Genomic DNA, 16,359 nt, shown 5'->3' with positions numbered 1-16,359 from the left:
GCTTAAATTATTATTCGGTTTTAATTTTTATTTTTTACTTACCCAGATTACCAACTCGCCACCTTGAGGTTTCTTCACATCCACAACTTTTCCGCCTTTCAGGTTTTGTTGTTGTTTTAAAATATTACCATTCTTTGGATCAATCCAACGAATGAGGAAAGAGCCGGGTGTTTTTGAAAGATCAATGGATACTGCATCTTTTGCATCAGCAAAGATGATCAATTCGCCTTCCTTATTACCCAAGGCCCAATACTTTGCATTTTCGCCAGCTAAATCAACTGGCTGCATCTGGGAAGATTTCTTGAGGAACTCTTCGCTGTTCACTTTAGGAATCACCGCCAGCGACCCTCCTGCCATAAATTCAGACCAGCCAAAACGATCAAAGCTATCGCCTGAATATATTACTGCCTTTTCGGGATACTTCTGCTTGTATTCTTTAACAGCGCGATATACCTGGTCTGCTGAACTTCTTTTTGGCTTCAGTAAACGAGCATGCTGACGAGGCGCCAGGTTTTGACCACCTTCCGGCGCATATGCTTTACCATCTTCCTGGTAGTGCCAGTAACGGACATCAATAACATCAACAACAGCAGCTCTTTGCTTATCAGCCAGGATAGAATCCTGAACATCTTTTGTTGTACTCAGACCAATCAACGGGTGCTTTCCGGTTTCTTTTTCCCACTCAGCGATCACATCTAACCAAAACTGCACAAAATGCACAGGTCCTGTAAATTCTGCACCGATCATTTGAATGACGCCACTGTTTTCTGAAAAGTTGTCTAGGCACTGGCGAATATATGCGCGGTGTAAAGCCCTTCTTAAAGGATGACTCACATCATAAAACTGTTCAGCCATGAAGATCCTTTTATCACCAGCAAAAGGAACCGGTTCAGGAAAGCCTGTTGCATTGATGTTATTGGCAGGACGCCAGGGGAAATCGGCATAGTGTGCACCTGCTTCTATAATGTTATGCTGGAAATAATTTTGGTGAATCAGTACCAGTCCTTTCTGATCTGCATAATCAGCAAAGGTTTTCAGGCGATTCCAGTACCAATAGTTGTATTTGGTAAGATCATATTTGCTCAAACCGTCCCAGGCAAATCCCTGTCCACTGCGAGCAAAAGGTTGTTCATAAAAAGGAGCCCATACTTCACCATCCATGCGACGGATACGCTCGTGATCATCACGGCGACGCTCATACCAAAGACCATAATTGTGATCCAACAGCACCCGGTTTTGGGCTTTCATGGAATCAGTCAACTCATTCAGATCATCAGTGAGACCAGATCCTACGCGTCCTGGCACATAACGAGTGATCCCAAGACCTGCATCTTTTCTACCAGCAGGACGAATATCGCCTCTCCACCAGTCTACATCATTTCTACCACCTGTTACGATGGAGGAACCGCGTACTAGCCAACCGTTTTGTACCTGCATGGCTGCAACAAAAGGAATGACAGTTGGTTTATGAATGCCAACCTGGTCGATGGTCTTAATGCCTACTGTTGCCGTAGGAATTTTAATCCTTTTTGATGAAAGGTCTATCCAATCAGTCAAAAGCGGTGCAGGATTTACAGCTTGAGATGTCAACAAAGCAGCAACAGCCACAGAAGGACTGCTGGAAGCTTCAGACTCCACTGGAACTAAATAAGCTCTTTTTAAAATGCTGTCGCCGAGTCTGCTTGCTAATTGCGCATAAAACAAACTGCGAGGTTGAATATGTTCGTTTGATTGGTCCCAAAAACCATCTCCGGAGAATTGAGCCCAGCAACCAAAAGCCCAATTGTTGGCTGTCGGAGGCTTCTGCGACTCGATCATTGCAGCAGAACATTGCCAAAAAACAGAGTTGGCAGCGCTCCATCCTGCCCCTTGTCCATCCTGACCCCTGTTGGCAAAACGCAAGGCATTGCCATCAACATTCACAACATCAAACAAAACTCCGGATGCCCAGCTATCAATGGTACCACTGAAGCTGAAAGGCAAATGAGATTCACATTGCACAAATGCATTCAGGTTACCAATAAATCCAACGGCAAAATCGTGGTAACCAAATTCAGCGTAACAGCGCTGGAAAAGTGTTTGCTGGCCATTTGTGTAAAAGGTATAACGACGTTGCCCTCCAATTTCTGAAACAGGTGCTAATGATTTACAATCTTCTACTGTTATCCTGTTGGCGGTTTCATAAACAGAAACGGCTGATCCGGCAAAATGTTCAAAAACAACCTGGCGAACCCAGGCATCAGATATATTTTCTAAAGTGATGGCCATCCAGCGATGGGCCTCATCTTTTACATTCGAATTGTCATAGGTGGAAACGCAACGGAGGTTTTCAACACCCACCTGCTGAATGCGTCCCTGCCATTGATACCGGGCGATCTTTCCACCACCATAGGTAGTATCCAATGCAGTTGTCAGGGGTGCATCCAGGGTGATCTGGTCGCCATCAACGGCAACCACTTTCCTGTCCCAGAAAATATCACGTGTTCCGGGTTTCCATCCCAACGCAGTAATGCCACCACCAAAATGGTCTGTAGCCAGCTCCTGAATCCATTTAAGCGTTGAAGGCCTGCGTACAAGAACGGCATCTCCCACTTTAATGGAGTAAGGAGTCTTCACTTTTAATTTGTTAACATTAACAGGCACATAGGTATCAGAAATATCACCTTCAACATCAACCGTGCGGTCATTCTTACCTTTAATTGTAATCAGCGTTTGACGATCTTTCCCTTCAGCTAACAGCACGGTTCCTTCTTCACCCATTCCACTACCACGAAGAACAACACCAGATGCATTGATAGTTAAGCCACCAGCTATTTTGTAAATACCTTTCTCCAATAAAACAGTGCCCCTGATCCCGTCTTTTCCAGCTGGTAATGAAGCAACATAATTTAAGGCAGACTGAATCCTTAAAGTAGCATCACCATTCACAATGGGAACAACAACACGTACTGGGGCAAAAGGAATGACTTCGTTGCTCCCTTTGTAACCGCAATAGGAAAAGTCAGGAACCCTGTTCCCCTGAGCATCAGGCGTATAAATCAATTGGCCTGTATTCACTGAAACCGGAGGCAGTGGCTTCACTTTTCCTTTTTGAGCATATACAGGGGATAATCCAGGCACAAGACTGGCAATAAGGCAATAAGAAAAGAACCTTTTCAGCGTAGAATTGGTTATTGAGCAATAAGTGGTCAAAACGAGATCTTTTATTTTCTATGAATGTAAACGTTAACGCAAAATTCTACTCCGGAAACCCTGAATAATTATTCAGGGTTTCCGGAGTAGAATGAGAAAAATTCAATCATTTCTTAGCTAAACCAGGCTGAGGTTTCACACTTTGTACCGGAACAACACTATTTAAATATTCTTCAATGTTGGTATAACCATCATGATTACGATCCTTGGTGGCATCAGCAGCATTGTTAGGATTTAAACCCACTTTCTTTTCCCAGGAATCTGGCATACCGTCCTTATCTGCGTCTTTGTAAGCTGTTCCTTTATATTCAGGATAACCACCTACCTGGCTTATGTCGGAAATAATACCTTTTTTGTAAGAATCTACTGGAAGACGACGTTTGATATACTCGCTGCCGATGCCTGTCCGGCCACCTTCTTTATAAACGATTTTTCCAGTCTTCACTTCTTCAATGATACGGTTATCAACCGGGTCACGTTTAGGCAATGAAGCACCCACATTGTTCAATACATACTGGTAAGCTTCCTGCGCTGTCAATGTAACTACTGGCGCCATTGGAAATGGCTTATCCACACGAATCTGGTCCAGGTATTTTTGTACATCGGGATTATCTTCTATCTGCACACCTCCAGCCCAGTTATCTTTAGTAATTCTTTCATTTCCTTCCATGATGTTACCTGCAACATATGCCTTACCAAACTGGAGACCAGCTTTTCTGTCCCTGTTTGACTCAGGCTTTAAGATGCGGTAACCTTCTGGCTTGTCGGTTGGCGTCATTGGACCTGGCTTATAATAGTTGTTGATAAAATTGAAGAGGGAAAGATGATCACCTCCATCGGCAGAACGGTTCCACCAGTTGAACACAACATTGTTTACAAAACCAAAATCCCCATACATGCCAATCGAAGGATTGCGGGAAATATTATTGGCCCACAGATTACGCATGAAGGTGCTGTTCAGCCCACCAATAGTGCTGCCAAATGAATGGTTATAAGTATCTAAGGCTTCAGAGAATATGGAATTCTGTATTGTAACATTTACAGTTGGTAATTTCTGCGGCTTTGAACCGTCTTTTGGATCGTATACATGCCTGTACATGGACATGTTTTCATCCAATCCCCAGGAAGCAGATACGTGGTCGATAATAATATTTCCAACACCGTTGCCACCAAGTCCATCATCCCTGCGTCCAACATTCGTTTCACCTCTGCGAAAACGCATATACCGGATCACCACATCATGTGTATTGATCCACACAGACTCTCCTGCTACACAAATGCCATCACCAGGAGCCGTTTGTCCTGCAATGGTAATATAGGGAGCTCGGATATCTATAGGACTTTTCAGGCGAATGATACCGGCTACATTAAACACAACGATTCTTGCACCGCCTTTTTCACAAGCTTCACGTAGGGTTCCCGGACCACTGTCTGCTAAACTGGTCACTACATATACTTTGCCGCCACGTCCTCCAAATGAATAAGCGCCGCCCCCCTCTGCACCGGGGAAAGCCGGGATTTTTGCTTGAGGTAAATGCTCTGGTTTAGATGCCCATGGAATATAAGGTTTGCCTTCTTTGGCTTCCTTTTCAATAATTGGTAATGCTTTTTCCCATACAAGATCAGACCTGCGTTGAGCCTCAGCTAAGAAGGAGTCAGCTTTTGCCTCTACGTCAGGAGGTATGGTAGGATATTGTGCAAAACTTGCAGTAGTAACACCAATGGATGTCATTAACAATGCAATCGGTAGTAGCTTACTTTTCATTATTAAATCAAAGTTTTATTAGCATTTAAATGGGGAGTACGGATTGCTAAAATTAGAAGTGAGAAAATCCCTGAACAATAGAACCATTCACTAAGATGATGGATGATTTTACTATTACTAATCAGTGAGTTGTTAAAATCTTAAATATTATATTAACATCTACTTTCATCAGGGTTAAGATCCCTTAAAACATATTACTTCAAATTAGCCTTTGATATTCCCCTAAAGATCAGATAATGGTTTTATAAGTGTTTTGCAGACTTCTATCTGCTCATATTAAAAAGGGGGAAAATGGAAAACCAATCCCCCGTACACTATAATTGCTGTATGAAATTTTTCAATATTTCTATATTAAATGAGCGCGCGTTTAATAACCCTGGTTCTGCTTGAACTCAGATTTATTGGTTACCGCGTCCAGCTGAGCCTGAGGAATCGGTCTTAAAATATGGAAGTCCTTAATATTAACTGCCGCATCAGGATTGTATTTTTTAACTCTTTCCACCAATTTACCAGCTCTTTTCAGATCATACCAGCGCATCTGTTCTCCAGCAAATTCGCGGGCCCTTTCATCTAAAATAAAGTCCATATTCACATCTGCTGGTGCTATCTGCATTGCAGCTTGCTTACCAGGCAAAGCAGCACGTTTTCTTACCTCATTCACAAAGTAGGCAGCAGAATCTAATTTGCCTAGTTTGAATTGAGCCTCAGCAGCTACAAGATACATGTCAGCAAGACGGAGTATAAAAGCATCCCTGGAGCTTTGGGTTTCTGTAGCAGAACCCCTGGTTGGATCATCAAATTTCTTTAAAGAAAGGAAGTGAAAACGATCTTTAGGTAAGCCATTGGCATCATAGACATCATTAATATCATATACTTTATATTTCTTACTGGTCCGTTCGGCAGCAGATATAACATTCTTTGATACAAAAATAGCAGTATCTCCTACATTCATGCCTGCCGGGCGTTTGCTGGCATCAGGCTCATTTGCGTACCAAACCGATTTAAATGAAGCATTATAGCGAGCATCGTTTTGGTCATCGAACATCTGAATGAGTGATCTTGTAGGCATATAGCGCACATTGGGAAATCCATTGGCCACATCACGTAACATGCCTGGTAAGGTATTATACTCCATTAAAAATAAACTATGTCCTAAATTGCTACCGGCATTATTGGCCAGGTTGGTAGAATAATTCACTGCCCAAAGCACTTCTGCATTCTTTTGATTGTTGATATTCCACAGATCGGCATAATTAGTCAACAATTTAAAATTATAACCAGTGATTACCTTTTTCGCGTAATCACTCGCTTCCTGGTTTCTGCCTCTGGTTAAATACAATTTTGCAAGGAACGCCTCTGCAGCAGGCTTGGTAATCCTGCCATAATCATTGGTAGTGACAGGAAGATTAGCTACAGCAGATTCTACGTCTTCAAAAATCTGTTTGTAGATAGTTTCAACAGAGGTGCGATTAGCTGTAGTAACCATCCCTTCAGTTGGTTCCAGCGTAAAGTGGATATCACCAAATGTTTCTACCAGGTGATAATAATACCATGCCCTCATGAAACGCATTTCCGCTTCAAGTACAGGCTTTCTTGCGGCATTCAATCCTGCGTTATCAATGTATTTCAACCCGGTATTGCACAAATTAATCGCTGAATAACAAGGTTGCCACATTTTGGTATTCACCCATAAATTGTCAGAAATCAATCCCTGGTAAGTCGTTAGTGGTGTCTGTGGAAAAATTCCATTGATACCTGTGCTGCCATTAAAGGCAGCATTCGTCCAAATATCAGTTCCCATTTCAAGCATGGCATAGCCTTCTTCTTTACCATATAAATTCCTATTATAAGTATAGGTGGCATTTACAGCAGACTCAAACCCTTCTGGTGTTTTAAATAAACTCTCTACAGTTGCACCGCTTGGATTATATTCCTCTAATTCTTTTTTACAAGACTCCGTTAAGGATACTACAAGTAAAAATGGCAATAACTTCTTTATATTGATTTTCATATTTTTTTAGTTAATCGTTAGAAAGTAACATTCAAACCGGCAACAAATAATTTGGACAATGGCTGATCAATGATGCCTTCACTTTCAGGGTCAAAGTCTTTCTTGTTGGAGATCCAGCCAAGATTTTTACCTGATACATACACTCTTAAATTGTCCATTTTAAACCTGCTGCTGATGTCTTTGGGCAACGTATAACCCAATGTAACATTCCTGAGTTTTACATATGAATTTTCAAATTCAGTCAATGTGGTTACATAAGAAGAACTCCTTGTTGCATGCGGGCGAGGATAGGCGTTGGTTGGATTTTCTGGTGTCCAGTAGTCAACTCGAGCACTATTCTGACTTCCGTTGCGAACAAATTTTGCATAATAATCAGAGCTCATCCACTGGCCAACGCGGGCAAAGATGAAAACGTTCAAATCAAAGCCTTTGTATTTGAAATCGTTATTCAAGCCTCCAGTCCATTTAGGCACTCTAGTTCCAATATAGGTACGATCAGCCGAAGTAATGGCTCCATCAGGCTTACCGTCTGGTCCGGATATATCGGCTATCTTAATATCTCCCGGAATTGCATTGTATTTTGCTGCCTCAGCTTCTTCACCCAACTGCCAGATGCCAATTTTCTTATAATCATAGTAAATAGTTGGAGACTGCCCCAAAATCAATGACTTGCGGTAATCATTGTCAATTACATCTCCATTGGGCAATTCAACAATTTTCTCCTTATTCTTCGTAAAGGTGACATTGCTGGACCATGTAAATGCCTTATTGGTAATATTATGTGTGGTGATACCAACCTCAATACCGCGGTTCCTTGTTTTTCCTACATTGCGGTTGATCGTAGAAACACCTGTTGAACCTGGCAAAGTATATGGGAATATAAGATTTGAAGTCAATGCATCATAATAATCTATATTTCCACTTATCCTGTTTTTCAAAATACTGAAATCCAATCCTAGATCCTTTGTTGCTGTCAATTCCCACTCTAATGCATCATTGCCAATAGTTGTGTTAATACCATAAGCAACAGCAGCATTGGCATCATTATAAGAGAAAGGAATCAGGGTTAGAGAATTTTGTGTAGCGTAGGGAGAGATCACATCATTTCCCGAAATACCATAGCTAGCTCTTAATTTCAGATCGCTGAATAAATCCTGATTATCCATAAATCCTTCATCAACAATTCTCCAACCTAAAGCTGCAGAAGGGAAAAACGCCCATTTATTACCTGTTCCCAATTTTGAAGAACCATCACTGCGTCCCGTAAGTGTCAGCAGGTATTTACCTAAATAACTGTAATTAGCCCTGCCAGTAAAGGAAACCAGGTTCTGTTTATTGTAGCCACTTCCCCAGAAAGGTTGTTGAGAAGCACTTCCAATGTTGTAAAATGATTGCGATTCGAATATTTGATTTTTACCTCCTGCAAAACTGCTGGTATTGATTGTTTGCAAGTAGCTGGTCACACCTGTTAATGTAATCGAATGATCACCTATTTGTTTTTTATAATTCAGCAGATTTTCCCAGCTGATAAAGCTGCTTTGCGAATTGGTAATTTGTGATTGAGAGTTGGCTCCTTTGCCATCAATCGTGTTTTTTCCATAAAACCAGCCTGCTGCTGCACTTGATTGGGTTGTAGAGAAAGTAGACTTAATGCTTAAATCTTTGATTGGGGTCAATTCAAGATAAGTAGCAGCAGAAAAACGGGTTGTTTTTGTATTCCTGTCCCATTGCCCTGGCTGTTGATCAGCAAGCGGATTAATTTCACTGCCTCCATTAGGATAAAGAATAAAATTACCAGCAGAATCATAAGCGGAACCAATAGGCGGCGTTTTAGATGCCTGGTTGAAAGGATCGCGTCTGATATCATTGTCAATATAAGCTAATTGTGAGTTGATCCCTACTTTCATCCAGTTGTTAATGGTCTGGTCGATATTAAATCTACCTGTATACCGTTTGTATTCATCCAACTTCAGAATTCCTTTCTCATGAAAATAGCCTGCAGAAAAATATACTTTGGTTTTATCAGTACCGCCTGCAACACCGATTTGGTAGTCTTGCTGTGCTCCTTTATTCTGAAGCAGATCCTGCCAGTCCACATATTGCTCATTTTGAATGGCAGCTAACTGAGCCGCATTAAAAATCTTGGAATCATCGGCAGGACTGTTCCAGGTACCTGCAGCTCTAAAAGCCTCTCTTTTGAATGCCACATATTCAGGTCCATTCTGAAACTCGCCATAACCGGCCACTTTGGATATACCTGAATATGTATTAAAAGACAATTTGGCTTTACCAGTTGTACCTCTTTTGGTAGTAATAATCACCACTCCATTGGCACCACGGGAACCATAAATAGCAGTGGAAGAAGCATCTTTCAACACCTCTATAGATTGGATATCATTAGGATTGATATCAGCCATATTAACTCCCTGCACGCCATCAACAATGTATAATACATTGTTTGAACTTCCGGGGTTCCCTATAGAACGCGTACCACGAATTCTAACATTCGCACCTTGTCCCGCGTACCCATTATCCCTGTAAATGTCAGCTCCTGGAATTTTTCCCTGGATCGCTTCCATCGGGGTGGTAGCAGGCACTTTCGTTACCTCCTCTCCTTTTACAGAAACAACAGCCCCTGTTAAATCACGCTTTCTCACAGTTCCATAACCAATCACTACTACTTCATCCAACTTCTTATTGGTATTCGTCATGGTAAGCGTAATAGTAGATTTATTGCCAACAGGCAATTCCTGACTCCCATAACCAACATAGCTTACAAGCAGTACGGATTGATTAGATGGTATAGTAATAGAGAAGGAACCATCTTCTTTAGTAAGTACATTTTGGGTTGAACCTTTTACATTAACTGTTACTCCCGTTAGAGGTTGCCCGGTTTCCTGGTCAATGATTTTACCAGACACTGTTTTTTGCTGTGCAAACAAACAATTACAGCCCAATAAAAGCATGAAGCAAAGAAAGCTTCTTTTCAATTTTTGAATCATATGACAGTTGCATTTAAAAAAGAATAGAAAACAATTATTTAATTCAACACATTACATATCTCGGCCATTAACCTATTGTATTCTTTAACAGGTTTGTCAACACCAAAACCATTAATTGTTTAGAAAAAATATTAAGCAGTTACATCCAATTGATACTAAATACATTGGCCAGCAGAACAGTAAAAGCCATAATGCTATTATTAGTATCTTTTAATTATAGATCAAATTTAAAAAACGCTTTTACCCAAACCGTCCTGTACTGTAGCTACACTTTTGCACTAACTTTTAAATGGAGATATCAAACAGTTACTTTTTTCTTTTCAGCTGTATTTTTTATTAGCCGTTCTTTCTTTCGGCCTTCCCGCCAACCGCTATACAATAGATTTTTATCTAAAACTGGCTTAGGAAAGAAAAGGCTTGCTACATAACCAACACCTATCACAATCAGGTGACTATATACCCCTAACATCAACTTATGATGACTGAAATTATATGCACCCAAGTCAAGTAGTAATGATTTATTTTCACCTAAGCCCATCTTTGTTGAAGTAAGTAATGCATAGGCGGTAAAAAGTATACACACAATAATTCCGATAGTTACGCCTTGCCGGTTGGCTCGGGCACTGAATAGCCCCAGTAAAAATATTCCGACTATGCCACCTGAGAAAATGGCATAAAGCGTGAATACAATACCCAGAACACCTTCATTACCAGCTAACAAGTAAAGGCAACCTATTCCAATAGCTAATATTCCTGAAAACACAACGATCAGCTTTCCAGCAAACAGATACTCTTTTTCATTCCTGTTGGACCTGATTTTTTTGTAATAGTCTTCTACACCAACTGCGGCCAGTGAATTCAAGTCTGCACTTAAGCTGCAAATAGCGGCAGAGATCATAGCAGCCATAATAAATCCAATCGCTCCGGTGGGCAATTGTGTTATAATAAAATGAGGGAAAACAGCTGCGTCATGTATATGTCCAGGTAATGCGTTTTGCTTGTAAAAAACAAATAATGCCGTACCTATAAACATGAATAGCATCCAAACCGGCACAGTCAGCAATATACCCAGCAGGGAAGCGCGGATCGCTGCTTTGTCTGTTTTGGCTGTTAAGTAACGTTGTACAACTGTTTGATCAGTGCCATACTTTTGAATAGCATAAAAGAGCCCGTTAATTGCCATAACCACAAATGTGAGTTGCGTAAAATCCAGCTTATATGGACCAAAACCTGTTCTATTGTTGGCCTTGGCAATCTGCCATACGGCAGCCGGTCCACCGTCAACAGAAAATAGTAAGACTCCGATACATATCAACCCGCTGGCAAACAACATAAAGCCTTGAAATACATCCAGCCAAATCACTGCTTCAATCCCCCCTAATAAGTTTACTGCAATTATGATCAGTCCTACAAGGATAATAATGCCCATTGTATTGACTCCGGTCATTTGGGATAACGCAAGTCCTAAAAGAAAAAAAACAGTGCCCATACCTGAAAACTGCCTTAATACAAAGGCCACAGAACTGTAGTACCTGGCAAACAGGCCAAAACGTTTTTCGAAATATTCATATGTGCTTAACCGGATCACCTTGCGGTACAAAGGCACAATAAACCATATAGTACCCATTAATGCAATGGGTACCATCAGCCCCTGCACCAGCAGAATCCAATTAGAGGTATATCCTTCAGCAGGATAGGCAAAAAAAGTAACCGAACTAATCAATGTTGCCAACAAGGACATGCCAATAGCCCAGGCGGGAATTCTACCCTTGGCGAGAAAATAGCTTTGCGTACTCTTCTGCCGTTTCGCAAATCGCAAACCGAACGAAAGAGTTACCAACAACAAAAGGACTATGATTGAATAATCAATCAGATGTAAAGAGGTATTCATATGGTGCAATTAATCTATAGTTAAAACTTCCAGATGTGAGCAGGCCAGTCATAACTTCCTGGCTTAAGGGTCAGGTAAAAATCATCCTTCCCTTCTACACTCATACGGATCACACCAGGCATTAATTCTTTGATTGGGAAAAAGCGATTGAACTGCAGCTTTTTAATAATGGTGGATGCCGTAGATCCTCCTTCTACCAACAGTTCACGGACATACACTTTCTCCAGGATGTATTCAACTGCCTGGGCTGTCTTTTCCCGTAAATCAGCGGTACTTAAGTCAATATCCTTAGTGGTTTTTTCATCAATAGCGATGATGGCCTTTCCTTTAGCAGCCAGTAAAGAAACCACTTCATCACTCCATTGCTGGTAATAAGAATCTGCCGGATTGGAGGATGCTATAATTTCTTTAGGCATATAACTCACCGGTCCACCTTTCTTTTTTATACTTTTTATTGCTTCAACACTTTTTCCAAAAGCTGTTCCGCAAACAAACAAGGCAGGTTTGCCAAAAATTGTATCCTCGCTTTCAATACTGGTTCTAGGTTCTAGATTCATTTTATCTAATAGCGCAGAAAAGAAACCTGCAGCACCAGCGATCAATGTATCTGTGTCTATTTGAGATGCCCATCTATTTAAATCATCAGTTGTTTGGGCTTCACCCACTATGATACCAGATTCCGGTAAAGGCTCCTGGTTGCTTATCACATATAAAGGTTCATCATGTGCATGCAGCATATCTGCCACTCTTGAACTTTTTATGGCAAACTCGGGGTCCTTGGAAAAACCGCTCTCATGAATCGGTTGACCATTGATATAATACATCCCATTTGTAAGGGTTCTGCCCAAAGCAGGATTAGCCGGTACCAGTAAAGCTTTATGCAAATTCAATTGTTTCAATTGAGCATTTATTTCTGGTAATATATGCCCCCTCAATACTGAGTCGATTTTCTTAAAAATCATTTTGGGCTTCAACTTCATGGCTTTGGCAGTAGCCTTAGCCGCTTCCACTCCAGCTTTTTCTTTGGGCATCGCACGGGTATCAGTAGAGATAATCAGGAAATTGGCGTTGGATCGGGGATTCACGGACATGTTTATTTCAATATCCAGATTATAATGTAAAGCAATACCCCCTAATTCTGCAGCCCCGGTCAGATCGTCGGCAAGTACAACAATCATTGTTTGATATTTAATTTTTTTTATTTTGACATAACTGAACAGCAGATTCAATGGCTAAGATCATTGCATCGGGACTAGCGACACCTTTGCCTGCAATTTCAAATGCAGTTCCATGATCTACAGATGTTCTGATAATAGGCAGGCCCATAGTAATGTTCACTCCTTTTACACTTTCCATCTGTCCTTTTTGAGCATTCCATTTAAAGCCAGAGAGTTTAAAGGGTATATGCCCCTGGTCGTGATACATGGCCACAATACCTCCAAAATGACCTGTAGCCGCTTTTGAAAATAACGTGTCAGCAGGAACAGGACCTTCAACATCAAAACCTTGAATTCTGGCTTCCTGCACGGCTGGTTCAATTTCCTGTTCATCCTCTGTACCAAACAACCCGGAATCACCAGCATGCGGGTTTAAACCTGCAACGCCAATCTTCAGATTCGATTCACCTAATTGCAGCAAACCATCATGCAGCAGATGAACCACTTCCAGAATGCGTTCTTTTTTAACCAGGTCACAGGCCTGGCGTAGCGAAACATGTGTTGAGACATGGATCACTTTCATGTTGTCTTCTACAAGCAACATGGCATATTTATTCGTACCGGTATAATGCGCATAAATTTCGGTATGCCCGGCAAAATGATGACCAGCCTCATTGATTGATTTTTTATTGATAGGCCCAGTTACTGTCGCATCTACTTCACCATTTAATGCCAGGTCAATAACTGTCTTTACTGCCTCAAACGAAGCATTACCTGCCATGGCTGAAATCTTTCCCCATTCCAAATTTTGCAGGTCAACATTATGCAGATCCAATACGTCGATCACGCCTCTTTCAAACTTTGCCTCAGCTACATTTTGCACAGGACGAATGGAAACGTCCAGCTGCAAATGGTCAATAATATATTGAAAAACACCAGCATCACCTACTATTAAAGGCCTGCAGATATTGTATATCTTTTCTTCGAGCAAAGCCCTTACGGCGATTTCGGGTCCGATACTAGCCGGATCACCCATGGTAATACCAATAATTGGTTTTAATGACATACCAATATTTTTATACAATTTGCACTTTTTCTTTGTTTATTAATAAATGCTCTTTTATTTGCTTCCACTGCAACTTTACAATTTCTGCTTCTTTTTCATCCTGATCAAGGAGCGGCGGCATCACATAAGGCTGGCATAGCCCCTCTTCCTGTAGAATCACTTTTAATGCCCATAATGAGGTACCTAATGTTCGCCCACTCTGATAAATATTCCCAAGATCATCAGATACACGTTGCAGGGCCTCAGTTATTTCCTGATTGCCCTTGCGCCCTGCCTCATACAACTGCCGGTAAAGCCCCGGACAAAAATTTGCTGTACTGGGCACCAATCCGTCACTGCCATTCAAAAGGGCTTTGGCTGATTTAGCCGCCCAGCCGATCAAATGGGAAAAGTCCTCACGTTGAGACCAAAGCTGGAGCGATTCCAGTAACCGATCTTCACTTCTTTCAGAATCTTTTATACCAACAATATGCTGATGATAACTCAATGTTTCGATTATTTTCAGAGGGATGGACATGTGTGTGGTTGCAGGAATGTTATATATGATCACCGGACCAGCCACTTTTTCTGTCAAAGTTTCAAAATAATTCAGCATCTCATTTTCTGTAAGACTAAAATAAGCTGGCAGTGTAGCCACCACCGCATCTATACCAGAATCAAAACAATATTTAGCCAGTTCTACAGATTCCTGCAGGCAATTGGAAGAAACACCCGCAAAAATGAGATCATCCCTTCTTTTTAGGCTTACAGCCTTCTTTATATAATTCCTTTTCACACTTAACGGCAGTGAAGCAACTTCACCAGTAGTACCCAGGATAAATGGTACAACATTTTCCTGCTGAAAATTGCGCAACAATTTTTCCACTGCATTTTCATCTAATTGATGATCTGCGGTTAAAGGAGTAACTACCGGGACAAAAACACCTGTATATTTTTTCGGACGCATAGTTAATAAGCTGCTTGATAAATGCCAATGGCATCTTCTATGGTTATAGTACGAGGATTGTTTTTCAACAACCGTGTTATTTTCAATGCTGCCGTAGCCATTTCCGGAATAGCCTGCTCCGGCACACCTACGTCACGTAGCCTTGCAGGTATTCCACATGCTTCTATTAAACGCTTTATTCTTTCAATACCTTTATAAGCCGTGGCCTCCTCGCTCTCCTCTCTGCAACAGCCTAAAGCAATAGCTACTTGAGCATACCGGCTAATGGCTGAAGGCAGGTTAAACTCCATTACATAGGGTAAAAGTATGGCATTAGAAAGACCATGAGGCAAATGAAAATTACTGCCAAGGGGATACGACAATGCATGCACACCGGCAGTATTAACCGGACCTAAACAAAATCCCCCCAATAAACTTCCCATCGCAACAGCTGCTCTTGCATCCTTATTCGACCCCTCTTTTACTGCCAGTTCCAGGTTAGCAACTATCTGCCGCATGCCTTCAAAAGCATATACATCTATTAATGGATGAGCAAACTTATTGGTATAAGCTTCCAAACAGTGTGTTAATGCATCCAGTCCGGTTGCAGCCGTAATATCAGGCGGCATTGAAATGGTCAATAAAGGATCAACCAATACCATATCTGGTACCAGATATGGACTAATGATCCCTTTTTTTTGATTATCCAAATCATCAACTAATATAGCATTAGGAGAAACTTCACTTCCAGTTCCGGATGTTGCCGGTATACAAACCAGTTTTTTCTTTCTGCTTTTTAGTAAGTTAATACCAACATACTCCTGAAGAGATTGCTCATTTTCCAGTTGAGCGGCAATCAGCTTGGCGACATCCAGTACACTTCCGCCACCTATACCTACTACAACATCTGGATGTAACAACTCAACCTTTTTCATGATGCTATCAAAGTCACTAAAATATGGCTCTTTGATTATACTGGTATCTGTATATACCTCCACTCCCAGGTCTTTCAGCTTTGCTGTACAATCCTGTATTTGCGGAAGTAACGGTGCTATAGTTAAGATAAATACTCTGGATGCGGAAAGCTGAAGCAATTCATCGGGTAAGTATTTCAATGAATCATTTCCAAAAACCACTTTCCCCGGAAAGTGTATTTTTAATTCAGGAATTTCTACATTCGGCAACAGCTCTTTTAAATTCTGTTTATCCTTAACAGGCAAAATGTCAATCAGCATAATTTCTTTACAATCGATTTATCTATGAAAGTTTTTAAATCCTTTTTATCCTGGCATGCGCCGGTAAAAATTTCTACCATTCTTTGTTGATGGCGAGTAACACACTACATTCACA

9 protein-coding genes are annotated in these 16,359 nt (G+C 41.1%); all 9 read right to left on the bottom strand.

Translation table 11 applies throughout. The annotated features are described in order from the left end of the window. Nucleotides 1-27: 27 nt before the first annotated feature. On the bottom strand, nt 28-3,192 hold the full coding sequence (locus tag OCK74_RS22440; protein ID WP_279299336.1) for a DUF6298 domain-containing protein: 3,165 nt from the start codon (nt 3,190-3,192) through the stop codon (nt 28-30). Between the two features lie 106 nt (nt 3,193-3,298). Continuing rightward, complete coding sequence (locus OCK74_RS22435; protein ID WP_279299335.1) at nt 3,299-4,957, bottom strand: pectate lyase family protein; 1,659 nt, start codon at nt 4,955-4,957, stop codon at nt 3,299-3,301. Between the two features lie 367 nt (nt 4,958-5,324). Next, nucleotides 5,325-6,968 carry a RagB/SusD family nutrient uptake outer membrane protein gene (locus OCK74_RS22430; protein ID WP_279299334.1) on the bottom strand — a complete coding sequence of 548 codons (1,644 nt, stop codon included), beginning with the start codon at nt 6,966-6,968 and terminating at the stop codon, nt 5,325-5,327. A gap of 17 nt (nt 6,969-6,985) precedes the next feature. Further along, nucleotides 6,986-9,970 (bottom strand): SusC/RagA family TonB-linked outer membrane protein, encoded by a 2,985-nt coding sequence (locus tag OCK74_RS22425; RefSeq protein WP_279299333.1) that lies wholly within the window; start codon nt 9,968-9,970, stop codon nt 6,986-6,988. Nucleotides 9,971-10,268: 298 nt separating this feature from the next. After that, nucleotides 10,269-11,861, bottom strand: a complete 1,593-nt coding sequence (locus OCK74_RS22420; protein ID WP_279299332.1) for a sodium:solute symporter family protein — start codon at nt 11,859-11,861, stop codon at nt 10,269-10,271. 20 nt (nt 11,862-11,881) lie between these two features. After that, nucleotides 11,882-13,039 (bottom strand): four-carbon acid sugar kinase family protein, encoded by a 1,158-nt coding sequence (locus OCK74_RS22415; protein WP_279299331.1) that lies wholly within the window; start codon nt 13,037-13,039, stop codon nt 11,882-11,884. 10 nt (nt 13,040-13,049) lie between these two features. Then, nucleotides 13,050-14,084, bottom strand: coding sequence for a 4-hydroxythreonine-4-phosphate dehydrogenase PdxA (gene pdxA, locus OCK74_RS22410; RefSeq protein ID WP_279299330.1), 1,035 nt, complete (start codon nt 14,082-14,084; stop codon nt 13,050-13,052). Nucleotides 14,085-14,094: 10 nt separating this feature from the next. Then, nucleotides 14,095-15,030 carry a dihydrodipicolinate synthase family protein gene (locus OCK74_RS22405; protein ID WP_279299329.1) on the bottom strand — a complete coding sequence of 312 codons (936 nt, stop codon included), beginning with the start codon at nt 15,028-15,030 and terminating at the stop codon, nt 14,095-14,097. A gap of 2 nt (nt 15,031-15,032) precedes the next feature. Beyond that, nucleotides 15,033-16,244 carry an iron-containing alcohol dehydrogenase gene (locus tag OCK74_RS22400; RefSeq protein WP_279299328.1) on the bottom strand — a complete coding sequence of 404 codons (1,212 nt, stop codon included), beginning with the start codon at nt 16,242-16,244 and terminating at the stop codon, nt 15,033-15,035. Nucleotides 16,245-16,359 lie beyond the last annotated feature (115 nt).

The sequence above is a fragment of the Paraflavisolibacter caeni genome, assembly GCF_025628885.1.
Lineage (GTDB): Bacteria > Bacteroidota > Bacteroidia > Chitinophagales > Chitinophagaceae > Flavisolibacter > Flavisolibacter caeni.
Note: the sequence above shows the minus strand (reverse complement) of the source record. Positions and strands in the feature narration are given on the sequence as shown.